Annotated in this window: 22 protein-coding genes and 2 tRNA genes; 18 read left to right on the top strand and 6 right to left on the bottom strand. The window is 71.6% G+C overall.

What is annotated here, in order from left to right:
* Positions 1 to 17: 17 nt before the first annotated feature.
* A complete protein-coding gene (locus EJG53_RS33910; protein ID WP_125048110.1) occupies positions 18 to 848 on the top strand; it encodes a GNAT family N-acetyltransferase in 831 nt (276 codons plus the stop codon).
* 29 nt (positions 849 to 877) lie between these two features.
* Here the strand turns inward: EJG53_RS33910 and EJG53_RS33915 are convergent, their stop codons facing one another.
* Complete coding sequence (locus tag EJG53_RS33915) at positions 878 to 1,402, bottom strand: DsbA family protein (RefSeq protein WP_167515206.1); 525 nt, start codon at positions 1,400 to 1,402, stop codon at positions 878 to 880.
* 240 nt (positions 1,403 to 1,642) lie between these two features.
* On the opposite strand from EJG53_RS33915, the gene EJG53_RS33920 reads away from it, so the two are divergent.
* Positions 1,643 to 2,107, top strand: coding sequence for a hypothetical protein (locus EJG53_RS33920; RefSeq protein WP_125048112.1), 465 nt, complete (start codon positions 1,643 to 1,645; stop codon positions 2,105 to 2,107).
* Positions 2,108 to 2,303: 196 nt separating this feature from the next.
* Positions 2,304 to 2,477 carry a hypothetical protein gene (locus tag EJG53_RS41280; RefSeq protein ID WP_167515207.1) on the top strand — a complete coding sequence of 58 codons (174 nt, stop codon included), beginning with the start codon at positions 2,304 to 2,306 and terminating at the stop codon, positions 2,475 to 2,477.
* Positions 2,478 to 2,522: 45 nt separating this feature from the next.
* On the opposite strand, the gene EJG53_RS33925 is transcribed toward EJG53_RS41280, so the two are convergent.
* On the bottom strand, positions 2,523 to 3,089 hold the full coding sequence (locus tag EJG53_RS33925; protein WP_030999476.1) for a CGNR zinc finger domain-containing protein: 567 nt from the start codon (positions 3,087 to 3,089) through the stop codon (positions 2,523 to 2,525).
* Positions 3,090 to 3,326: 237 nt separating this feature from the next.
* Positions 3,327 to 3,740: an SsgA family sporulation/cell division regulator gene (locus tag EJG53_RS33930; protein ID WP_003987206.1), complete on the bottom strand. Its 414-nt coding sequence runs from the start codon at positions 3,738 to 3,740 to the stop codon at positions 3,327 to 3,329.
* A gap of 190 nt (positions 3,741 to 3,930) precedes the next feature.
* On the opposite strand from EJG53_RS33930, the gene EJG53_RS33935 reads away from it, so the two are divergent.
* The 4 genes from EJG53_RS33935 (at position 3,931) to EJG53_RS33950 (ending at position 5,259) form a co-directional block, all read left to right on the top strand.
* Complete coding sequence (locus EJG53_RS33935) at positions 3,931 to 4,398, top strand: TIGR02611 family protein (RefSeq protein WP_125048113.1); 468 nt, start codon at positions 3,931 to 3,933, stop codon at positions 4,396 to 4,398.
* Positions 4,399 to 4,483: 85 nt separating this feature from the next.
* Positions 4,484 to 4,555 (top strand) — tRNA-Val (locus EJG53_RS33940).
* A gap of 82 nt (positions 4,556 to 4,637) precedes the next feature.
* A complete protein-coding gene (locus tag EJG53_RS33945) occupies positions 4,638 to 5,120 on the top strand; it encodes an SRPBCC family protein (protein WP_125048114.1) in 483 nt (160 codons plus the stop codon).
* 67 nt (positions 5,121 to 5,187) lie between these two features.
* Positions 5,188 to 5,259 (top strand) — tRNA-Val (locus EJG53_RS33950).
* A 94-nt stretch (positions 5,260 to 5,353) separates the two neighbouring features.
* On the opposite strand, the gene EJG53_RS33955 is transcribed toward EJG53_RS33950, so the two are convergent.
* On the bottom strand, positions 5,354 to 6,079 hold the full coding sequence (locus tag EJG53_RS33955) for an exonuclease domain-containing protein (protein WP_125048115.1): 726 nt from the start codon (positions 6,077 to 6,079) through the stop codon (positions 5,354 to 5,356).
* 187 nt (positions 6,080 to 6,266) lie between these two features.
* On the opposite strand from EJG53_RS33955, the gene EJG53_RS33960 reads away from it, so the two are divergent.
* From EJG53_RS33960 to EJG53_RS33985, 6 genes are all read left to right on the top strand, one after another.
* The gene (locus EJG53_RS33960; RefSeq protein WP_125048116.1) at positions 6,267 to 6,833 is read left to right on the top strand and encodes a DUF4365 domain-containing protein; all 567 of its coding nucleotides are present in this window, start codon (positions 6,267 to 6,269) and stop codon (positions 6,831 to 6,833) included.
* Entirely contained in the window at positions 6,833 to 8,023 is a 1,191-nt protein-coding gene (locus tag EJG53_RS33965) for a hypothetical protein (RefSeq protein ID WP_125048117.1), read from the top strand. Before EJG53_RS33960 ends, EJG53_RS33965 begins: the two co-directional genes overlap by 1 nt.
* 177 nt (positions 8,024 to 8,200) lie before the next feature.
* Positions 8,201 to 10,180 (top strand): threonine--tRNA ligase, encoded by a 1,980-nt coding sequence (gene thrS, locus EJG53_RS33970; RefSeq protein ID WP_125048118.1) that lies wholly within the window; start codon positions 8,201 to 8,203, stop codon positions 10,178 to 10,180.
* A gap of 75 nt (positions 10,181 to 10,255) precedes the next feature.
* Positions 10,256 to 10,813, top strand: coding sequence for an HIT family protein (locus EJG53_RS33975; RefSeq protein WP_030999463.1), 558 nt, complete (start codon positions 10,256 to 10,258; stop codon positions 10,811 to 10,813).
* 111 nt (positions 10,814 to 10,924) lie between these two features.
* Positions 10,925 to 11,725 carry a polysaccharide deacetylase family protein gene (locus tag EJG53_RS33980; RefSeq protein ID WP_125049778.1) on the top strand — a complete coding sequence of 267 codons (801 nt, stop codon included), beginning with the start codon at positions 10,925 to 10,927 and terminating at the stop codon, positions 11,723 to 11,725.
* A complete protein-coding gene (locus EJG53_RS33985) occupies positions 11,725 to 12,933 on the top strand; it encodes a YVTN family beta-propeller repeat protein (RefSeq protein WP_125048119.1) in 1,209 nt (402 codons plus the stop codon). Before EJG53_RS33980 ends, EJG53_RS33985 begins: the two co-directional genes overlap by 1 nt.
* A gap of 57 nt (positions 12,934 to 12,990) precedes the next feature.
* Here EJG53_RS33985 and EJG53_RS33990 read toward each other — a convergent pair whose 3' ends face one another.
* A complete protein-coding gene (locus tag EJG53_RS33990; protein ID WP_125048120.1) occupies positions 12,991 to 14,661 on the bottom strand; it encodes a hypothetical protein in 1,671 nt (556 codons plus the stop codon).
* Between the two features lie 155 nt (positions 14,662 to 14,816).
* Complete coding sequence (locus EJG53_RS33995) at positions 14,817 to 17,015, bottom strand: elongation factor G-like protein EF-G2 (protein WP_125048121.1); 2,199 nt, start codon at positions 17,013 to 17,015, stop codon at positions 14,817 to 14,819.
* A 220-nt stretch (positions 17,016 to 17,235) separates the two neighbouring features.
* Between EJG53_RS33995 and pgsA the strand changes: the two genes are divergently transcribed.
* The 5 genes from pgsA to pdxS all read left to right on the top strand — a co-directional run bounded on the left by pgsA (position 17,236) and on the right by pdxS (position 22,631).
* Positions 17,236 to 17,949 (top strand): phosphatidylinositol phosphate synthase, encoded by a 714-nt coding sequence (gene pgsA / locus EJG53_RS34000; protein WP_371858757.1) that lies wholly within the window; start codon positions 17,236 to 17,238, stop codon positions 17,947 to 17,949.
* Positions 17,946 to 18,926, top strand: coding sequence for a phosphatidylinositol mannoside acyltransferase (locus EJG53_RS34005; protein WP_125048122.1), 981 nt, complete (start codon positions 17,946 to 17,948; stop codon positions 18,924 to 18,926). Before pgsA ends, EJG53_RS34005 begins: the two co-directional genes overlap by 4 nt.
* Complete coding sequence (locus tag EJG53_RS34010; RefSeq protein ID WP_125048123.1) at positions 18,923 to 20,083, top strand: glycosyltransferase family 4 protein; 1,161 nt, start codon at positions 18,923 to 18,925, stop codon at positions 20,081 to 20,083. Before EJG53_RS34005 ends, EJG53_RS34010 begins: the two co-directional genes overlap by 4 nt.
* A gap of 975 nt (positions 20,084 to 21,058) precedes the next feature.
* Positions 21,059 to 21,604 (top strand): LemA family protein, encoded by a 546-nt coding sequence (locus EJG53_RS34015; protein WP_125048124.1) that lies wholly within the window; start codon positions 21,059 to 21,061, stop codon positions 21,602 to 21,604.
* 97 nt (positions 21,605 to 21,701) lie between these two features.
* The gene (gene pdxS, locus EJG53_RS34020; protein WP_125048125.1) at positions 21,702 to 22,631 is read left to right on the top strand and encodes a pyridoxal 5'-phosphate synthase lyase subunit PdxS; all 930 of its coding nucleotides are present in this window, start codon (positions 21,702 to 21,704) and stop codon (positions 22,629 to 22,631) included.
* The last annotated feature ends 7 nt before the right edge of the window (positions 22,632 to 22,638 follow it).

The raw sequence follows: 22,638 nt of genomic DNA on the forward strand, positions 1-22,638 counted from the left end.
CCGGGTAGAAAGCCAGCGTGACCACGACGCTGCGCCCCGCCGGCCCCGAAGATCGACGCGATGACGGCGGCCGGGCCCGTACGTACGAAGTCTGTGTCAACAGCCGCCCGGTGGGCCGGATAACTCTGGCCACCGACGCCCGGCTGGGCCTGTCCGCCGGGCGCATCGCGGACCTGCACATCGACGAACGCGACCGGCACCGGGGCCGCGGCACCGTCGCGGCCCTCGCCGCCGAGGAGGTGCTGCGCGGCTGGGGCTGCCGGCGGATCTCGGTGGACGTGCCGGCCGACGCGGAGCCGGCCCTGCGGCTGGCCGCCGCCCTCGGCTACACGGAGCACAGCCGCCGGATGCTCAAGGAGCTCACCGCGCCGCCCGGGCTTCCCGCGGGCAGCGCCGTGCGGCCGCTCGGCGCGGAGGAGTACCCGGCCTGGCTGACCGCGGCGGTCACCACCTACGTCGAAGCGAAGGTGGGCAACGGGATGCCGCGCGAGCGTGCGGAGCGCAACGCGGCGGAGGACCACGCGACGCTGCTCCCGGACGGGCCGGCCACCGCGCACCAGTCGCTGCGCGTGCTGGCCCACGAGGGCACGGACGTCGGGACGGTCTGGACCACGACGTACCACCCGGCCCGGCCCGGCGGCTATGTCATGGACGTCCGGGTGGAGCCGGAGCACCGCGGCCGCGGGCACGGCCGGACGCTCATGCTCGTCGCCGAGCGGGAGACGCTGGATGCGGGCCGCACCGTCCTGGGGCTCAACGTCTACGTGGACAATCCGCGGGCCCGCGGTCTGTACGAGACCCTGGGCTACCGGCCGACCATATACTCCCTGCACAAGCTCCTGCTCTGAGCGCGTGGGCCGCCCGGGGCGTGGCCGGGTCAGCCCTGCTCGGCCAGCAGCCGGTCGGCGATCTCCGTGATGCGCTCGCGCAGGCCGTCCTGGCTCTTGCCGCCGTCCAGCAGTTCCCCGCCGATCTCGTACGTGGGCGTGCCGGTCACGCCGATCGCCTTGCCCTCCGCCTGATCGGCGTCCACGGCCAGCAGGTGCCGGCCGTCGATGAGCGCGGTGTCCATCTCCTCCGCGTCCAGGCCCAGTTCACCGGCCACGGTGAGCAGCAACTGCTCGCCCTTGGTGCCCAGTTCCTCCGTACGGGCCAGGACGGCCTCCACGAACGGCCAGCCCTTGCCCTGCTCCATGGCTTCCTCGGCGGCCTGGGCGGCGGCGTAGGCATGCTGGTGCTTGGCCAGCGGGAAGTGCCGCAGCCGGATGTCCAGCCGGTCCCCGTAGTGCTCGCGCAGGGCCCGCAGGTCGTCGAGCGCGGCGGTGCAGTCCGGGCACTGCAGCTCGCACCACACGTCGAGGACGACGGGGCGGGCGGAACCGGAGGTCGTGGCGTCGTTCATGCGCCCAGTCTCCCAGCCCCCGGCACCCCGGCCGAACCGGCACCCGCGGAGCCGGACCGGCACCTGCGGAGGAGCCGGACCCTTAGATGTCCCTGAGCCTGCCCCGGAACGTGGCACCGGGCGCCCGGGAGGAGGCAGGATGGAGGCAGAGCAGTACAAGAGGGGCGTCGCGCTGCCGCCGCGCGGGAGAGCGGGGCGGGCGCGGCGGAGGACGAGAACCGATCGGCAGGAGGACCGGGGATGCTGAGCTCGACCATCTGTACCGTGGTGTCGGTGGCCGGCCTGGGCATCGCCGCGCTGACCGCCTACCGCAAGCGGTTCCTGGCCGCGACCCGTGTCGCGGCCTTCTCGCTGGTCCCCGTGGGCCTGGCGATGACCGGTGTCATCGACTGGCTGACCGGTGTGGTCTTCAAGCCCGTGGTCTGGGCGGGCTTCGGGGCGCTGGCCCTCTCCGTCGTGCTGTTCATGATCGCGAGGATGGCCGAGCGGCACTCGCTCAAGGCCGGCGGCAGCCGCAAGGAGCGGCGCGCCGCGGCCCGGCAGCAGGGCCCGGCCGCGGTGGCACCGAAGGCGTCCGCCCCGTCGCTCGGCGCGGGCGCGCGGTCCCCGGAGCCCGCGCCCCAGGCCAAGGGCCGGGGCAAGGGCGGCGCGCCGGAGGAGGACTTCTCCGACATCGAGGCCATCCTGAAGAAGCACGGCATCTGAACGAGCGCGGGGCCGTCCGGAGCCGCCCGGCGGCCGGGCCGCCGGAGCCGTTGTACAGCGGATGCCGCACGCTCCCTGCGGGTGACCTCTCGGACACCGTAGCGATCACGGAAGTGCACGGGATCTGGTGAACTCCCTGCCCTGACGGGTGATCCGGGCCTTCCCGCCTGATCATCTGCGCCATCATCGGCGCGAGATGAACGACGAGTGCGCCCTTCCCCGGGACCCCGCCGTCACAGCGGCGGACCCTCCGGCCCCCGAACCGCGTGGCTGTCTTTTCGCGTTGTCCCAGCCGCCGCTGATGCTCTTCCTCACCTTCATCGCCGTCCTGCTCCTCATCGGCGCCCTGCACGACCTCCTCGTCCTGTGAGGCCGGGCGAGGGGGCGGCGATCCGGGCGGGCCCCGGCCGTACCGTCAGCGGGTGGCTTCGCGGCGGCGTGCCCGGTAGGCCGCGACGTGCAGCCGGTTGCCGCACGTACGGCTGTCGCAGTAGCGGCGCGAACGGTTGCGGGACAGGTCCACGAAGGCGAACCGGCAGTCCGGCGCCTCGCAGTGCCGCAGCCGCTCCCGTTCCCCGGCGACCACCAGGAACGCCAGCGCCATGCCCCCGTCCGCCGCCAGGTGCTCGGCGACCGAGGCGCCGGGCGCGAAGTAGTGCACATGCCAGTCGTAGCCGTCGTGGTCGGTCAGCCGCGGTGTGGTGCCGGCCGCCGCGACCAGGTCGTTGAGCCGCTCGGCGGCCGTACGGTCGTCCGGCGCCGCGAAGACGTCGGCGAAGCGGGTCCGTACGGCCCGTACGGAGGCCAGGTCACGGTCGCCGAGGGTGCCCACGTCGCTGATCGCGTTACGCGTGACGAACGCCTGCAGCGCCGCGAGGTCGGTCAGGCTGTCGGTGGCTCCGGGGGCGTCGCCCTCCGGGGCGGTGTTCAACAGGTCGACGACCGCGTCGAGCGCGCACCGGGTGTCGTGGGTGATCATCACGGTTTCGCTCCCTGGCCGGGTGGGGTCGGACGGCGCCGCCCCGGTGTCCTTGCCGAATGGTCGCCGACTCTAGCGCGTCCAACAAGCCTCGGCGCCGTCTCCGCGGTGGGTCCGCGGCGACGGCGCCGGCTCGTGCCGTATGAACTTGTCGGTCCTGTGCCGTCGCCCCGAGTCGGACGGTGCAGGTGTGAGCGGTTCGGTGCGGTGGATGGCTGCGATGGGCTGCTGCGCCGCCTTTCAGTTCTCCGCGAGGATGTGGGAGAGCTCCGTGTCGAGATCGAAGTGCCGGTGCTCCGTACCGGGTGGAACCGCCGCGTCGGTCCTCTTCAGGAACGACTCCAGGGCCCGCGCCGGGGCTTCCAGGAGGGCCTCGCCTTCCGGGGAGCTCAGGGCGATGCAGACAACGCCCTGTCCGTGGCTCCGGGACGGCCATACGCGGACGTCTCCGGTGCCCGTGGGCCGGTGCAGGCCCTCGGCGAGGAGGTCGCGGGCGAAGACCCACTCGACGGTTTCCTCGGCTCCGGTGTGGAAGGTCGCGTGCACGGCATAGGGATCGGCCGTGTCATACCGCAGGCCCGCGGGTACAGGCAGTGACGACTCGCTCGACACAACGAGGCGCAGGTGCAGCTCGCAGCTGACCGTGGTGTTCATAAGCGCCAGGGCCTTTCGCTCAGTGTGCGCTCGGGGATTCGCACGTCGGCGAAATCGACATGCCACCTACGGTGCCGTTGTAAACCCCTCTGAGGGTTTTGGGTGACTTCCGGTACCTCTTACGGCGGAGTTGCCAATCCTCCTGGGCGGCCATTCCGGTGACCGTTGTCCGTCGGGTAGGTTGGGCCGCATGAATACGGAGAGTGACGGGGGAGTCGGGATCACCGCCGCGGCGGCGGCCCCGGCTGCACAAGAGGGTGCCGCGGGTGAGACTGCGAACGTGGAACAGCGGCTCGGCTCGCGGGCGCCGCATTTCATCAAGCGTTCCCGGCCCCTGCATCTGAGCTGGCAGGTCGGCATATTCATCGTCGGCCTGGCGGTGGTCGTCGGCGGCATCATCATGCTGCCGCTGCCCGGACCGGGCTGGCTGGTGATCTTCGCGGGGATGGCGATCTGGGCGACCGAGTTCGTCTGGGCCCAGTTGGTGCTGCGCTGGACCAAGCGCAAGGTCACCGAGGCCGCGCAGAAGGCCCTGGACCCGAAGGTGCGCCGCCGCAACATCATCCTGACCAGCGTCGGCGCCGTGATCATCGCGGCCGGGCTGGCCGTGTACCTGTGGAAGTTCGGCCTGGTGCTGCCGTGGAACACGGGTGAGTGACCGGCGCGCGGCCAGGTGACTGCCGCCCGTCCCCACGGGTGGTCACAAGACCCCTCCGACGTGCGGTAATGTTGGCGCTGCGCCCGGGCGATTAGCTCAGCGGGAGAGCGCTTCGTTCACACCGAAGAGGTCACTGGTTCGAACCCAGTATCGCCCACACCGGACAACGGCCCGGAGGTTTCCAGACCTCCGGGCCGTCGTCGTTCTCCCGGTGCCTGCCGGGCGGCAGACTGAGGGGCATGGCCGACTGGCAGCACGTCCTGCACCGGTACCGCTTCCGCAGCGAATGGCGGCTGCCCGCGCCGCCCCCGGCGGTCTACGCCGTCCTGGAGGACGCCGAGGCGTATCCGCAGTGGTGGCCCCAGGTGCGCCGGGTGACCCGCGTCGACGACCGCAGCGGCACCGCGCACTTCCGGTCCCTGCTCCCGTACGTGCTGACCGTCACCGCGACCGAGACGTGCCACGACCCGGACACCGGCGTCCTGGAGATAGCGATGCGCGGCGACCTGGAAGGCTTCGCGCGCTGGACGGTGGGCGCGGCCGGCGGCGGAACGTGCGCCGTCTTCGAGCAGGAGGTCGAGGTGCGCAAGCCGTCGTTACGCCGGCTCGCGCTGCCGGGCCGGCCGTTCTTCGTCGCCAACCACACGCTGATGATGCGCGCCGGACACCGGGGCCTGGCCTCCAGACTGAGGGGAGCCGGAATGCGCGGGCGGGGAATTTGATGAATGGGCCCGACGGCCTGTATTGTTCAGGTCGTTCGCGGGGGAAACCCCGGGAGCGGAAAAACCCGGGCGATTAGCTCAGTGGGAGAGCGCTTCGTTCACACCGAAGAGGTCACTGGTTCGAACCCAGTATCGCCCACCGGGACCGAGGGCCGGGCTGCCAACAGGCAGTCCGGCCCTCGGCGTTGGCGCACCGGTGCCGTAGGTCGTCGTGCGGGGCCGTACGGCGTCGTTCAGGCCGCGGCCGGGAGGTCCGGGCGCATCGGCCAGTGCGGGTCCACCGCCTCTTCCGTGCCGTTGCGCGCGAACCACGCCTCCAGGCCGCGCGCCTGTGCGGCGTGCCACACGGCCTGCCGGGTGTGGAGCTGCGCCGGGCTCAGCGACTCCAGCCGCTCCGCGTACCGCTGCCCCAGCGCCCGTACGACCTGGAGCGCGGCGAGGGCGTCCGCGGCGGCCTCGTGCGCGCCGGTCAGCTCGACCCCGTACTCCGCGCACAGGTCCGTGAGGGTGCGGCGGCCCTTGCGGTAGCGGTCCAGGTGCTTGTCCAGCACCCTCGGGTCCAGCACGGACAGCGGGTGGGCGCCCAGGTAGTGGGGGAGCGAGGCGGCGCGGTGCCGCCGCAGTTCACGGTCCAGAAGGGTCAGGTCGAACGGCGCGTTCATGACGATGAGCGGCCGTCCGGCGAGCGACTGGTCGGTCAGCGCGCGGGCTATCTCCTCCATGACGGGCGCCGGCCAGCGGCCGTACAGGGCGAGGTGCCCGTCCGTCAGGCCGTGCACGGCGGTGGCCGCTTCGGGGACCGGCACACCGGGATTGACCAGCCACCGGGTGATGCGGGGGACGCTGCGCGGGGTTTCCTGGACGACCAGGGCGGCGGATACGATGCGATCTCGCTCCACGTCGATCCCGGTGGTCTCGGTGTCGAAGGAAGCGAGCGGTCCGTCGTACCAGCACGGCATCTTCACAACTCCTCGCGCTCATGCGGCGGGTGAGCCGACGCGGCCACCCGACCTGGTGATACCCGAGGGTTCCGGTTGTCGAACCGTCCTGGTTTGTTGACCACTTGGGACGGACAAGAACACCACAACGGGCCGCCGCCACGACGACGGCCCCTTCGAACGACCCGGCCCGGAAGGCACTTGAGCGATGACGCTCGCGCAGCCCGATCCCGGGGGACTGGTGCCCGCGCGCACGGCTTCGCTGCGCGGCGCGCTCGCCACCACGGCCTGTATGGAGACGCTCCAGGTGGGCTATCTTCACGCGGTGGCCGCCGCGTCGGGCTGCTCGCTGGCCCAGCCCTTCCCGGACAACGGCATCGACTGGCACGTCAGCCATGGCGCGCCCGGCCATGCCGTCGACGACGAAGTGACCATCAAGGTGCAGTTGAAGTGCACGTACCAGGTCGGCCCCCGGCCGCCCGGCGCGAGCTTCGCCTTCACCCTGGACAACGCCCATCTGGTGAAGCTCGCCCGGACGCCCGTGGCGGTGCACAAGATCCTGGTCGTGATGCTGGTGCCGCGGACCCAGGAGGACTGGCTGCGGGCGGACCACGACCGGCTCGAACTGCGGCACAGCTGCTACTGGATCAACCTGGCCGGCCATGAGGTGACCGGACGGCGCAGGACCAACGTGCGGATCCCGACCACGCGGATCTTCGACGACCGCGCGCTCTGCGAGATCATGACGCGGGTCGGGGCGGGAGGGAGACCCTGATGCACCGGCCGACCGACGAGTACGCGTTCCGGCTTCCGGACCCGGCACAACTGGATCCGGCGGTGCTCGGCGCCCTGCTGGCGCGGCACGGCTGGCGGCGGCGGGGAGGCGCCGCCGGCCACTACGCCCGCTGGACGCCGCCCGGCGGAGCCGCCGGGGGCACCAGTCTGCTCGTACCGCAGACCCGGACGTTCCCGGACAGCACCGACCTGATCGCGGAGGCGCTGGCCGCCCTCGCGCACAGCGCCGCGCCGTCCGCGCGTGAGGTCCTGGCGGCGCTCGCGGTGCCCAGCGACGAGGTGCGCTGGGAGCGCGAGGTCCCGGAGGACGGTATCGGCGGCACCCCGTGGGTCGCGCAGGAGCAGTTGCGTACGGCGGCCCGCTCGATGCTGATGGCCGGTGCGCTCGGCACGTACGGCAGGGCGGGCTTCTACGGCGCCCGGCACAAGCGCAAGGCCGAGTCCTTCATGGCGGACGTGCTGGTCGGGCCCGCGCCGGCCGGGCGGCGGCTGACCGCGTACGTGCCGGTGGCGGCGGGCCGCGCGGCCGTCGCCGGGCTCCAGCGCGCGCTGCACGCGACCCGGGACGCCACGGACTACCAGCGGGCGACCGGCGGCATGGAGGCGTTCGACGCCGCCGTGGAACTGGGGGTGTGCCATGAGCTGGCGGAAGCGCTGATCTCGCTGGTGCGGGACGCGGAGGGGGTGCGGATCTCGGTGGAATGGTCGCCGGGGGCGGGGCCGCCCCCGGGGTTCGCCGCCCGTCCCGAACCGGTCGAGTTCTCGCCCGGCGACCTGCCCGCGCTCCAGGCGGCCGCCCAGCGCTACGTCCGCGACGAGCCGTCGCTGCCGGTACGGGTCACCGGCGCGGTGGTACGGCTGCGGCGCGAGCGCCCCGGCGGCCCCGGCGTGGTGCGGCTGCGGGTGCTGTCCGGGGCCGATGTGCTCCAGGTACGGGTCGCGCTCGACGAGGAGGACTACCGCATCGCCGGACACGCCCATCTGGTCGGCCTGCCGATCCGGGTCAGCGGGCGGCTGGAGAGCCGGGGCGGATTCCGCCGGATCACCGGCGCGTCGGACGTCACACCCGTCCAGGTGGACGAGGCGGAGCGGGACCGGCTGCTGAAGTCGCTCCAGGAGAATCTCGACTTCTTCGAGGAGGCGTGCGGAGGGCCGCTGCCGGGCGACTGACGGGTGGCGGGCGTACGGCGGGGCCCGGGGCTCGCCGCGCGCCCGCCGCTTCCGTACGGGGCCGTGGCGCGGCTGTGGCACGGGGCCGGCATAACCGTTTCGCGAGGAAGACCGGTCGCTCGGTACGATTCGCCTGCGCAGCAAACGCTGTCGCGCCCGAGAAGTCAGGAGAGACCGGTGTCAGACGTCCGTGTGACCATCCAACGCGATTCCGAGCGGGAAGAACGCGTGGTGACCACGGGCACTACGGCCGCCGACCTCTTCCAGGGCGAGCGCTCCGTCGTCGCCGCCCGCGTCGCCGGGCAGCTCAGGGACCTGGCGTACGAGCTGGCCGAGGGCGACGAGGTCGAGCCCGTCGACATCGGCAGCGAGGACGGCCTGAACATCCTGCGCCACTCCACCGCGCACGTGATGGCGCAGGCCGTGCAGGAGCTGTTCCCGGAGGCGAAGCTGGGCATCGGCCCGCCCATCAAGGACGGCTTCTACTACGACTTCGACGTCGAGACCCCGTTCACCCCCGACGATCTCAAGCGCATCGAGAAGAAGATGCAGGAGATCCAGAAGCGCGGGCAGAAGTTCGCCCGGCGCGCGGTGAGCGACGACGACGCCCGCGCCGAGCTGGCCGGCGAGCCGTACAAGCTGGAGCTGATCGGCCTCAAGGGTTCCGCCGCGGAGGCGGCCGAGGGCGCGTCCGCCGAGGTCGGCGCCGGTGAGCTGACCATCTACGACAACCTCGACGCCAAGAGCGGCGAGCTGTGCTGGAAGGACCTGTGCCGCGGCCCGCACCTGCCGAGCACCCGGGTCATCCCGGCCTTCAAGCTGATGCGCTCGGCCGCCGCGTACTGGCGCGGCAGCGAGAAGAACAAGCAGCTCCAGCGCATCTACGGCACCGCCTGGCCGACCAAGGACGAGCTGAAGGCGTACCTGGAGTTCCTCGCCGAGGCGGAGAAGCGCGACCACCGCAAGCTGGGCGCCGAGCTGGACCTGTTCTCCATCCCGGAGGACATCGGCTCCGGCCTGGCGGTCTTCCACCCCAAGGGCGGCATCATCCGCCGGGTCATGGAGGACTACTCGCGGCGGCGCCACGAGGAGGCGGACTACGAGTTCGTCTACACCCCGCACGCCACCAAGGGGAAGCTGTTCGAGAAGTCGGGCCACCTGGACTGGTACGCCGACGGCATGTACCCGCCCATGCAGCTCGACGAGGGCGTGGACTACTACCTCAAGCCCATGAACTGCCCGATGCACAACCTGATCTTCGACGCGCGCGGCCGCTCGTACCGCGAACTGCCGCTGCGTCTGTTCGAGTTCGGGACCGTGTACCGGTACGAGAAGTCCGGCGTGGTGCACGGCCTGACCCGCGCCCGCGGCTTCACCCAGGACGACGCGCACATCTACTGCACCAAGGAGCAGATGGCGGACGAGCTGGACGCCACGCTCACCTTCGTCCTGGACCTGCTGCGCGACTACGGCCTGACCGACTTCTACCTGGAACTGTCCACCAAGGACCCGGAGAAGTTCGTCGGCTCGGACGAGGTCTGGGAAGAGGCCACCGAGACGCTGCGCAAGGTCGCCGAGAAGCAGGGCCTGCCGCTGGTCCCGGACCCGGGCGGCGCCGCGTTCTACGGCCCGAAGATCTCGGTGCAGACCAAGGACGCCATCGGCCGTACCTGGCAGATGTCGACCGTGCAACTGGACTTCAACCTGCCGGAGCGCTTCGACCTGGAGTACACCGCGCCGGACGGCTCCAAGCAGCGCCCGGTGATGATCCACCGCGCCCTGTTCGGCTCCATCGAGCGGTTCTTCGCGGTGCTGCTGGAGCACTACGCGGGCGCGTTCCCGGTGTGGCTGGCCCCCGTGCAGGCCACCGGCATCCCGATCGGCGACGACCACGTCCCGTACCTCCAGGAGTTCGCCGCCGAGGCCAAGAAGCAGGGCCTGCGGGTCGAGGTGGACGCCTCCTCGGACCGGATGCAGAAGAAGATCAGGAACGCGCAGCGCAGCAAGGTGCCGTACATGATCATCGCGGGTGACGAGGACGTCGCCAACGGCGCGGTGTCCTTCCGCTACCGCGACGGGTCGCAGAAGAACGGCATCCCGAAGGCGCAGGCGATCGCCGAGATCCTGGACGCGGTGGAGCGCCGGGTCCAGGTGTGAGGCCACAGCTCTGAGCGAGGGGCGGCCCCGGAGCCCGGGACCGCCCCTCGCCGCATGCCCGCGCGACCGGGGAATATGCTGGCCCGCATGACGAGTGAGCCGGAGCAGCAGATCGGAGTCGGGACACAGGACGCCTTCCAGCGACTGTGGACGCCCCACCGGATGGCGTACATCCAGGGGGAGAACAAACCGTCCGGACCGGGCGCCGAGGACGGCTGCCCCTTCTGCACGATTCCGGCCAAGTCGGACGAGGACGGGCTGGTGATCGCCCGCGGCGAGCACGTGTACGCGGTGCTCAACCTCTACCCGTACAACGGCGGCCACCTGATGTCGGTCCCGTACCGCCACGTGGCCGACTACACCGAGCTGGACCGGGCCGAGACCCTGGAGCTGGCCGAGTTCACCAAGCGGGCGATGACCGCGCTGCGGGCCGCCTCCGGCGCGCACGGCTTCAACATCGGCCTCAACCAGGGCGCCGTGGCCGGTGCCGGTATCGCCGCCCACCTGCACCAGCACGTCGTGCCGCGCTGGGGCGGCGACACCAACTTCATGCCGGTGGTGGGCCAGACGAAGGTACTGCCGCAGTTGCTGGCCGACACCCGCAAGATGCTGGCCGACGCCTGGCCGCAGTAGCCCGGACGTCGCAGCGGCGGCCGAGACACGCCCTGCGATAAATCCGACAAAGCGACAAATGCGGACACGTTGCCCTCTAATAGTGGGGTGACTTCCCTGCCTCGTCGCTCCGTGCTGCGCACCGCCACGGCCGTGGCCGCCGGGGCGCTCGCCCCGGGGTGCGCGACAGCCCGTACGGACACCGCGTCCGTACGGGCCTCCGGCTCCCCGCCACCGGGCGGGACCGGCCCGCCGGGCCCCGGGGCGCGCCCCTCGGGAACGGCCGCCTCGGGCGCCGCCCGGCGGGCCCGCCCGCCGACCCGCGCGCCCGGCCTGCCCGTACAGATCCAGCACGGCCCGCAGCGCGGCGACGCGGTCGCCCTCACCTTCCACGGCCAGGGCGACCCGAAGACGGCCGCCGCGCTGCTCGGCGAGGCCGAGCGGGCCGGTGCCCGGGTGACCGTGCTAGCCGTCGGCAGGTGGCTCGACGAGCAGCCGCTGATGGCCCGCCGCATCCTCGACGGCGGCCACGAACTGGGCAATCACACCCAGCGCCACCTCGACCTCTGCGCCCTCCCGGCGGCCGAGGCGTACGCCGAGATCACCGGGTGCGCCGACCGGCTGCGGAAGCTGACCGGCACGATCGGGAGCTGGTTCCGCCCCTCCCGTACGCAGTACGCCACCGCACTGGTGACCCGGCTGGCCCGTAAGGCCGGCTATCCGCACGTCCTCTCCTACGACGTCGACTCCCTCGACGCGGACGACCCCGGCGCCCCCGCCGTCCAGCGCACCGTGCTGGACCGGGCCCGCGCGGGATCCATCGTGAGCCTCCACCTCGGGCACCCCGGCACGGTTGCCGCGCTGCCCCCGATCCTCGACGGCCTGCACCGGCGCGGACTGCGCGCGGTGACGACAACGGAGCTTGTGACCTGATGGCTGACCGGACCTCCACCCACGATCGGAAACGTGCCCGTACCGGCCGGCGGGCCGCGCTGCTGGCCGTCGCCTGCGCACTGACGGCGGCGGGGTGCGGCGGCGGCAGCGGGCCGGAGGCCGCCGGCGGCAGCCCCGGGGCCTCCACCCCGGCCTCGCCCGCGCAGGCCGCCAAGGCGCTGCTGCCGGGCATGCCGCCCCCGCTGGACGAGCACGACGTGTACGCGGCCGACCGCCCGAACCGGCTCGCGCCGCAGGTCAGGAACTTTCCCTCGCGCGTGTACGTGCCCAACACCGGCTCCGACACGGTCAGCGTCATCGACCCCAAGACGTACAAGGTCATCGAGACCATCCCGGTCGGGGTGCAGCCGCAGCACGTCGTCCCGTCCTGGGACATGAAGACGCTGTGGGTGAACAACAACCGCGGCCACGACCTGACGCCGATCGACCCGGCGACCGGCAGGTCCGGCCAGGCGGTGGACGTGCACGACCCGTACAACCTCTACTTCACGCCGAACGGCAAGTACGCCGTCGTGATGGCCTCCATGGACAAGGAACTGGTCTTCCGCGACCCGAAGTCGATGGAGGTGCGCAAGACCGTCCCGGTGAGCTGCGCGGGCGTCAACCACGCGGACTTCTCGGCGGACGGGAAGTACTTCATCGTCTCCTGCGAGTTCTCGGGCGAACTGCTGAAGGTCGACACGGAGCGGATGAAGGTCGTCGGACAGCAGAAACTGCCGTTCCGGGGCGCCATGCCGCAGGACGTGAAGATGTCGCCGGACGGCCGGACCTGGTACGTCGCGGACATGATGGCCGACGGCCTGTGGGTGCTGGACGGCGACTCGTTCGAACAGCCGAAGCTGATGCCGACCGGCAAGGGCACCCACGGCCTCTACGTCAGCCGTGACTCCAAGAAGATGTACATCTCCAACCGCGGCGAGGGCTCCGTCTCCCTGCTCGACTTCAAGAGCGGCAACCTCGTGGACAAGTGGCACATCCCCGGCGGCGGCAGCCCCGACATGGGCGGGGTGTCCGCCGACGGCAACGTGCTGTGGCTGTCCGGCCGCTACAACTCCGAGGTCTACGCGATGGACACCCGGACCGGAAAGACCCTCGCCAAGATCCCGGTGGGCGAGGGCCCGCACGGCCTGGCGGTCTATCCGCAGCCGGGGCGGTACTCACTGGGGCATACGGGGATCTTCCGGTAGCGGTGCGGCGGCGGGCGGGCCCGGCAAGACCGCGGGCCCGCCCGCCGCGACCAGCGGCTACGCGTTGTATTCGTCGGCCTTCTTGGGCTCAGCGGCCTGCACCTGGCCGCTCAGCACCAGCGAGCGGCTGTCGAAGCGCGCGATGTCCACACCGTTCTCCTTCAGCACGCTCAGGGCGGCGGAGTGCACCACGCGCAGCACCGGGGTCGCCGCCCGCAGCGCGTCGTCGGCCATGAAGCGGTGCCGCCAGGGCTTGTCGGCCCAGGCGTGCCGCAGGCCGAACGGCTCCGGCAGGATCAGCTTCCCGCCCAGGAACTCCAGGAAGCCGGGGAACCACGTCAGCGGGGCGCGGGCGGCGAGCCGCACCACCTCGCTCGCGTCGACCAGCGGCAGGCTCACGGACTTGGTCTCCCAGAACTTCACCGTCTTGGAGACGCTCTTGCTCTTCGGCGCGGGCTTGGAGGTGAACAGCGGATTCACCGGGCCGAGGGCGTGGCCGGTGACCTCCACCCGCAGCGTCTCGTGCAGCACGGTGACCGTGATCAGCAGGGTTATCACCAACTGGCCGTCCCAGAGCACGAACTGCACGCCGAGGTAGTGCCGGCTGCCGCTGCCGAACTGCTGCTCGTTGCAGATCCGCTCTATCTCGTGCCCGCGCACCTGGAACGCCTCCACCTCGGTGCCCTCGGGCCGGGAGACGGAACCGGCCTTCTCGCCCACCGGCACCACGATCCAGTGGCGTACGGAGGGGGCGTCCTTGAAGCCGCCGGTGTGCAGGGGGCTGCGCTCCAGCAGCCGCAGCCGGTCGTGGATGACGCGGATCACGTCGTAGCTGCGGAACGGGTTGATCTCGCCGCCCTCCACGGCGGGGCGCAGCTCCTCGGCCATCTGCCAGCTTCCCCAGCGGGTGCCCATGCCGAGTATGCCGTTGGGGCCCGCGTAGAAGGCGACGTTGCTGTGCTGCTCGGCGGTGAGCTTCGCCAGGCTCTGACGCATCTGTTCGGCGGCGGTCTCGTTCGGGTCCTTGGGGACCGCCTCGGGGATCTTGGCGCCCACGCCGCCGCCTTCGAGCAGCCCCTTCCACGCGTCCCGCAGGTCCTTCGCGGTGGCCTCACTGATCCGCTTCGCCCACCACCAGCCGATCACCGGCACCACCACCATGGCGCGCAGATACACCGACCAGAAACCGGTGAACGGCAGCTTGACCAGGAACAGCACCGCGATGGCGCCGACCGCGAGCATCAGCGCCACCCCGAGCGCCGAGGTGCCGGTGCCCTGCGCCTTCGACAGCAGCTTCTTGAGCTGGAACGCGCCCAGCCACAGGAGCACGCCGGGCAGGAAGAGCAGCCCGAAGCCCACCATCAGGATGGTCAGCTTCACATCGCGGATCTTGCGGATGCGGATGGCGGCCAGACAGTGCTCGACGACCGTCTGCGGCTCGATGCCGAAGGACTGGATGAGCGCGCCCCGGGCACCGCCGAGCATCCGCAGTTGCAGCGCGCGGGAGAACGCCTCGCCCAGATTCGGCTCGAACAGGGAGAGTTTGGGCGGTTTGATCGTCGACTTCGCGGTGGCCGAGTCGGCCTTGGAGATGTCGGAGAGCGGATTGTCCCGGTACGCCGCCGAGGCCAACGCCTGGGTGGCCGCGGTCTGTCCGGCACCGCCGGACAGCGGGACCTGTGCCCCGGGACTGAAGTCGAAGCCGTCTGCTGCCACTGCCGCCCCCATCACCCGCACGCATCCGCTGCTGCGGCCTTCTGCCCAACTACCGTCGGTCGCACACCTTCTGAGCTGCGATCACAGCGTACCGCCGCCGTCCACCCCGGTGGTGCCGAGGCGGACGGCCGGCGACGTGACGTGCGGCGGAGCCGGTGCGCGGGCTCTCACGAGCCGTTCTCCTCCTGTTCGCGGAGCTTCGCGGCGAGCTGCGGCGGCATCGGCTCGTGCCGCGTGTAGGACCGGTGGAAGCGGCCGGTGCCGTGCGAGAGGGAGCGCAGGTCCACGGCGTACCGGCTGATCTCGATCTCCGGCACCTCGGCCCGTACGAGCGTGCGCCCGTGCCCGGCCTGATCGGTCCCCACCACCCGGCCGCGCCGCCCGGACAGATCGCTCATCACCGCCCCGACGAAATCGTCCGGAACCAGTACGGTCACCTCGGCCACCGGCTCCAGCAGATGGATACGGGCGTCGGCGGCGGCCTCGCGCAGCGCCAGCGAACCCGCCGTCTGGAACGCGGCGTCGGAGGAGTCGACCGAGTGCGCCTTGCCGTCCAGCAGCGTGACCCGGACGTCGACCAGCGGATACCCGGCCGCGACACCGCGTGCCGCCTGCGCCCGTACGCCCTTCTCCACGGACGGGATGAACTGCCGGGGCACCGCGCCGCCCACGACCTTGTCCACGAACTCGATACCGCTGCCGCCCGGCAGCGGCTCCACCTCGATCTCGCAGATCGCGTACTGGCCGTGCCCGCCGGACTGCTTCACATGCCGCCCGCGGCCCGCCGCCTTGCCGCCGAAGGTCTCCCGCAGCGAGACCTTGTACGGCACGGTGTCGACCTGCACGCCGTACCGGGACCGCAGCCGCTCCAGGGCCACGTCGACATGCGCCTCGCCCAGGCACCACAGCACCACCTGGTGGGTGCCCTGGTTGTGCTCCAGACGCATCGTCGGGTCCTCGGCGACGAGCCGGGACAGACCCTGGGAGAGCTTGTCCTCGTCCGCCTTGCTGTGCGCCTGGATGGCGACCGGCAGCAGCGGGTCCGGCATCGACCACGGCTCCATCAGGAGCGGCGCGTCCTTGTCGGAGAGCGTGTCACCGGTCTCGGCGCGGGTCAGTTTCGCCACACAGGCCAGATCCCCGGCGATCGCCTCCGACAGGGGGCGCTGGGCCTTGCCGAACGGGGCGGACAGGGCGCCGATCCGCTCGTCCACGTCGTGGTCCTCGTGGCCGCGGTCCTCCAGACCGTGCCCGGACACGTGCACCGTCTCGTCCGGGCGCAGGGTGCCGGAGAAGACCCGGACCAGCGAGAGCCGGCCCACGTACGGGTCGGAGGAGGTCTTGACCACCTCGGCCACCAGCGGGCCCGCCGGGTCGCAGGTCAGCGCCGGGCGGGGCTTGCCGTCGGGAGTGGTGACGGCGGGGGCCTCGCGTTCGGCCGGGGTGGGGAAGCCACGGGCGATCAGGTCGAGCAGCTCGATGGTGCCGAGACCCTGCCGGGCACCCTCCGGGGCCGGAGCGGCGGCCAGCACGGGGTGGAAGGTGCCGCGGGCCACCGCCGTCTCCAGGTCACCGATGAGCGTCTTCACGTCGATGTCCTCGCCCGCGAGGTAGCGGTCCATGAGGGACTCGTCCTCGCTCTCGGCGATGATGCCCTCGATGAGCCGGTTGCGGGCCTCCTCGATCAGCGGCAGCTCGTCGGCCTCCGGTGCGCGCTCGACGCGTTCGCCGGAGGAGTAGTCGAAGACCCGCTGGGTGAGCAGGCCGATCAGACCGTGCACCGGCGCGTGGCCGTCGGCGCCCGCCGTGCCGTACAGCGGCAGGTACAGGGGGAGGACGGCGTCCGGGTCGTCGCCGCCCAGCGTGGCGCCGCACAGCCGGGTCATCTGGTCGAAGTCGGCGCGCGCGGCCTCCAGGTGCGTGATGACCAGCGCGCGCGGCATCCCTACCGCCGCGCACTCGTCCCAGACCATGCGCGTCGCGCCGTCCACGCCGTCCGCCGCCGAAACGACGAAGAGGGCCGCGTCCGCTGCCCGCAGACCGGCCCTCAGCTCCCCGACGAAGTCGGCGTACCCGGGTGTGTCCAATACGTTGATCTTGATTCCGCCGTAGTCCACGGGCACCAGGGAGAGCTGCACCGACCGCTGCTGCCGGTGCTCGATCTCGTCGTAGTCCGACAGGCAACTGCCGTCCTCGACCCGGCCCGCCCGGTTGACCGCCCCGGTCGCCAGGGCCAGCGCCTCCACCAGCGTCGTCTTCCCCGCACCACTGTGGCCGACCAGCACCACATTCCTCAGGGACGTGGGCCGGCCGGCCGATGTCGCCCTGCCGGCGGCTCCTGGATGTGTCCTCGTCTTCTCGCCCATGTGTCTCGCCTCCCGGTCGACACTTTGCGGTGGTTCGAGCTTTCCACCCTGGTCATGGCACGTCCATACATCGCACAAGGGACGATCAGGGATCTTGCGGTACGCCCCGCGCACGCGGGCCCGCACCGGTGTGACCGCTGCTGCGTCCACGTCTTGGCCGGTCACAGGTCGTGCCCCGGGCCGTGGTGCGTTCGCGGTACGCGGGTGCCGCCTGGCTACGATGGGCCAGCCGGTGGCCCCATTGACCGCGCGGCCCGTATCGACCTCCGGGAAGGCCATGCTGAACACGTACGCGCGTGCTTTCTTCACGCGTGTCCTCACGCCATTCGCCGCCCTGCTCATCCGTCTCGGGGTCAGCCCGGACGCGGTCACCCTCGTCGGCACGGGGGGTGTGGTGGCGGGTGCCCTGGTCTTCTTCCCGCTCGGCGAGTTCTTCTGGGGCACGATCGTCATCACGCTGTTCGTGTTCTCGGACCTGGTGGACGGCAACATGGCCCGGCAACTGGGCCGCTCCAGCCGCTGGGGAGCCTTCCTCGACTCCACGCTCGACCGGGTCGCCGACTCGGCGATCTTCGGCGGGCTGGCGCTCTGGTACGCCGGGGCCGGTGACAGCCTCTGGCTCTGCGCGGTGGCGATCTTCTGCCTGGCCAGCGGCCAGGTCGTCTCGTACACCAAGGCCAGGGGCGAGAGCATCGGGCTGCCGGTGAACGTCAACGGACTGGTGGAACGAGCCGAGCGGCTCGTCATCACACTCGTCGCCGCCGGCCTCGCCGGACTGCACGCCTTCGGCGTCCCCGGCGTCCAGTACCTGCTGCCGGTCGCCCTGTGGGTGGTCGCCGTCGGCAGCGCGGTCACCCTCGCCCAGCGCGTGGTGACCGTACGCAGGGAGTCCGCCGAGGCCGACGCCGTCGCACAAGGGGGGAACAGCGCGTGAAGCGCCCGACCATCGACCGCGAGAAGCTCACCGACGGGGCGTACGCCCTGGGCTGGAGCGCGGTCAAGAAACTGCCCGAACCGGTCGCGAAGGCGCTCGGGCGCCGGATCGCCGACATGGTCTGGAGACGGCGCGGCAAGGGCATCCTGCGCCTGGAGGCCAACCTCGCGCGCGTCGTCCCGGACGCCACGCCGCAGCGCCTCGCCCAGTTGTCCCGGGCCGGGATGCGCTCCTATCTGCGCTACTGGATGGAATCCTTCCGGCTGCCCGCCTGGAGCAAGGACCGGATACGGGGTGGTTTCGCGCCGGCCGACGTGCACCACCTGGTGGACGGTCTGAAGAGCGGCCGCGGCGTGATCCTCGCCCTGCCGCACATGGGCAACTACGACCTCGCGGGCGCCTGGGTCACCACCAAACTGGGCGTGCCCTTCACCACCGTCGCCGAACGCCTCAAGCCCGAGACGCTCTACGACCGGTTCGTCGCCTACCGCGAGGGCCTGGGTATGGAGGTGCTGCCGCACACCGGCGGCGCCGCGTTCGGCATCCTCGCCCGGCGGCTGCGGGCCGGCGGGCTGGTCTGCCTCGTCGCCGACCGGGACCTGTCCGCCTCCGGCATCGAGGTGAAATTCTTCGGCGAGGCGGCCAAGATGCCGGCCGGGCCCGCGATGCTCGCGGTGCAGACCGGGGCGATGCTCCTGCCGGTCACCCTGTGGTACGACGGGAGCCCCGTCATGCGCGGACGGGTGCACCCGGAGATCGAGGTGCCGCAGACCGGCACCCGCGCCGAGAAGGCCGCCACGATGACGCAGGAGATGGCCGACGCCTTCGCCTCCGGCATCGCCGACCACCCGGAGGACTGGCACATGCTGCAACGTCTGTGGCTCGGTGACCTGGAACCGCGGGACCCCGCGGGGCGCGCGGAGGCGGTGGGTGGCGACGGGGCGGGTACCGACGCCCGGCGGACGGAGCGGTCTTGAGGATCGGGATCGTCTGCCCGTATTCGTGGGACGTCCCGGGCGGCGTCCAGTTCCACATCCGTGACCTCGCCGAGCACCTGATCCGGCTGGGCCACGAGGTGTCCGTACTCGCTCCGGCGGACGACGATACCCCCCTGCCGGCGTACGTCGTCTCCGCCGGACGTGCCGTCCCCGTGCCGTACAACGGTTCGGTTGCCCGGCTCAACTTCGGCTTCCTGTCGGCGGCCCGCGTCCGCCGCTGGCTGCACGACGGTGCCTTCGACGTCATCCACATCCACGAACCCGGCACCCCGTCCGTGGGCCTGCTCGCCTGCTGGGCGGCGCAGGGCCCCATCGTGGCCACCTTCCACACCTCCAACCCGCGCTCCCGCGTCATGATCGCGGCGTACCCGATCCTGCAGCCCGCGCTGGAGAAGATCAGCGCCCGCATCGCGGTCAGCGAATACGCCCGGCGCACCCTGGTCGAACACCTCGGCGGCGACGCGGTCGTCATCCCCAACGGCGTCGACGTCGACTTCTTCGCCGACGCCGCGCCGAAGGAGGAGTGGCAGGGCCGCACCATCGGCTTCATCGGCCGCATCGACGAACCCCGCAAGGGCCTGCCCGTCCTCATGCGGGCCCTGCCGCAGATCCTCGCCGCCGTACCCGACGCCCGGCTCCTGGTCGCGGGCCGCGGCGACGAGGAGGAAGCCGTCGCGGAACTCCCCGCCGACCTGCGCTCCCAGGTGGAGTTCCTCGGCATGGTCAGCGACGAGGACAAGGCGCGGCTGCTGCGCAGCGTGGACCTGTACGTCGCGCCCAACACCGGCGGCGAGTCGTTCGGCATCATCCTCGTCGAGGCGATGTCGGCGGGGGCGCCGGTGCTGGCCAGCGACCTGGACGCGTTCGCCCAGGTGCTGGACCAGGGGGAGGCCGGCGAACTCTTCGCCAACGAGGACGCGGAGGCGCTCGCCGCTGCGGCAGTACGGCTCCTGGGTGACCCCGATCGGCTCGCGGAGCTGCGGGAGCGGGGGAGTCGGCATGTGCGGCGCTTCGACTGGTCGACCGTCGGGGCCGACATCCTCGCCGTGTACGAGACGGTTACCGCGGGGGCGGCGATGGTGGCTACGGATGAGCGGACGGGGTTGCGGGCGCGGTGGGGGTTGGCGCGGGACTGAGGCGGCCTTTGGCCGCCGAAGGCCCGGGTTCCCTCGTGCGCTGCGCGCTTCGCGCGCGTGGTTTTGGGTTGACGTGGGGCTCGCATTGCTTGCGTGGTGGGGGCGGGGGCGCGCAGGGGGCCAACTCCTCGGCACCGTGCACCGCGACGTACTTTCATTCGGCAACGCAGACACCCGGCTGCCTGCGGGGATGGCCCCCTACACGCCCCCTCCGGCCGGATTGGCGAGCCGAGGTCGGTGGGTGGAAGTTTTCGATGACGCAGGAGGGCGCCTTACGTGGGGGTGAGGCTCACGGGGAGGGGGCGGTACGGCAGGCCCCTCCCCGGCGATGAAACGCGCACGCCGGGCTGGCCCACCCCGACGCGGCTCCGCCGCGCCCCCGGGCGCTGACGCGCCGGAGGGGGCGGAGCGCCCGGGCACCCGCGCCGCTGGTGCACTCGGCTTGAACCGGGAGCGTCGGGGCTTGTGAAAGCCCCAGCCCGATCGCACCGACAGCCGCTCGACGGCCGGGCTCGGGGTCACGCAGGGGTCTCCCCGCAGGCAGCCGGGCCTCTGCGTTGCCTAACGAAGGTACGTTGAGGTCCACGGTGCCGTGGGGGCACCCCCGGCCGGAGGCTGGGGGAGAGTGACCCCGGAGTGGCCCCGAGCCCCCACCCACCGAACCCTCCGCGCACGACGCGCGCCCCCACCGGACCGGCTTTCGCTTGGGCTTGTAAAAAGCCCCAGCCCGATCGCTCCGAAAGTCGCCGGACGGCCTGGGCTCGGGGTCCCGCAGGGGTCTCCCCGCAGGCAGCCGGGCCTCTGCGTCGCCTAATGAAAGTACGTTGAGGTCCACGGTGCCGAGGAGTGACCCCGGAGGGACCCCGAGCCCCCACCCACCGGACCCATCGCGCAAGACGCGCACTCCCACCACGCGCACGAACTCCGCTCAGCCGGACGCCGACGGCTCCATGGCGGCCGGTACTGTGACCCGGCGTGACCACTTTGATCTGGATCGCGGCCGTTCTCGTCGTCATCGGCGTCTACCTGAGCTGGACCGCGGGGCGGCTGGACCGTCTGCACGCGCGTATCGACGCGGCGCGTGCCGCGCTGGACGCGCAGTTGTTGCGGCGGGCCTCGGTGGCTCAGGAGCTGGGGACGTCGGGGATTCTCGATCCGGCGGCGTCGATCGTGCTCTACGAGGTGGCGCACGAGGCGCGGCAGGCGGCCGAGGAGCAGCGGGAGGTCGCCGAGAGCGGGTTGAGCCAGGCGTTGCGTGCGGTCTTCGACGACGAGGGGCAGCTCGAAGCGGTGCGGGCGGCGCCCGGCGGTGAGCAGACGGTGGCCGAGCTGACGGCGGCGGTGCGCCGGGTGCCGATGGCGCGGCGGTTCCACAACGACGCCGTGCGGGCCGCGCGGGCGGTGCGCCGTCACCGGGTGGTGCGTTGGTTCCGGCTGGCGGGGCATGCGCCGTTTCCGATGGCCTTCGAGATGGATGACGAGCCGCCGGTGGTGCTCGGCGACCGTGCTGTCGGCCGCTGACGAGCCACTGCCTTCCGATTGGCCCTTTTCAGTGGCCGGGCGCAAACGGTTGTGTGGGCGGCGGAGTCCATCCGCCCGCACTTAGTGAGGTCATACCGTGTCCAGCACGCCGAACGCCACGTCTGCCACCGTTCCCGCCGGGAGCCCCGAGACCGGTACCGCCCGCGTCAAGCGCGGCATGGCCGAGCAGCTCAAGGGCGGCGTGATCATGGATGTCGTCACGCCGGAGGAGGCGAAGATCGCCGAGGACGCCGGTGCGGTCGCGGTCATGGCCCTGGAGCGGGTGCCCGCGGACATCCGCAAGGACGGCGGGGTGGCCCGGATGTCCGACCCGGACATGATCGACGGGATCATCGAGGCGGTCTCCATCCCGGTCATGGCCAAGTCGCGGATCGGTCACTTCGTCGAGGCGCAGGTGCTGCAGTCCCTCGGTGTCGACTACATCGACGAGTCCGAGGTGCTGACCCCGGCCGACGAGGTCAACCACTCCGACAAGTGGGCGTTCACCACCCCGTTCGTGTGCGGCGCCACCAACCTGGGTGAGGCGCTGCGGCGGATCGCCGAGGGCGCGGCCATGATCCGTTCGAAGGGCGAGGCCGGCACCGGCAACGTCGTCGAGGCGGTGCGTCACCTGCGTCAGATCAAGGGTGAGATCGCCAAGCTGCGGGGCTGTGACAACAACGAGCTGTTCGCCGCGGCCAAGGAGCTGCGGGCCCCGTACGAGCTGGTCAAGGAGGTCGCCGAGCTGGGCAAGCTGCCGGTCGTGCTGTTCTCCGCCGGTGGTGTGGCCACGCCCGCCGACGCCGCGCTGATGCGCCAGCTCGGTGCCGAGGGTGTCTTCGTGGGGTCGGGCATCTTCAAGTCCGGTGACCCGGCCAAGCGCGCCGCGGCCATCGTGAAGGCGACCACGTTCTACGACGACCCGAAGGTCGTCGCGGACGTCTCGCGCAACCTGGGCGAGGCCATGGTCGGCATCAACTGCGACACGCTGCCCGAGGCGGAGCGTTACGCCAACCGCGGCTGGTGAGCGGGCG

It is taken from the genome of Streptomyces chrestomyceticus JCM 4735 (assembly GCF_003865135.1).
In the GTDB taxonomy this organism is placed as follows: domain Bacteria; phylum Actinomycetota; class Actinomycetes; order Streptomycetales; family Streptomycetaceae; genus Streptomyces; species Streptomyces chrestomyceticus.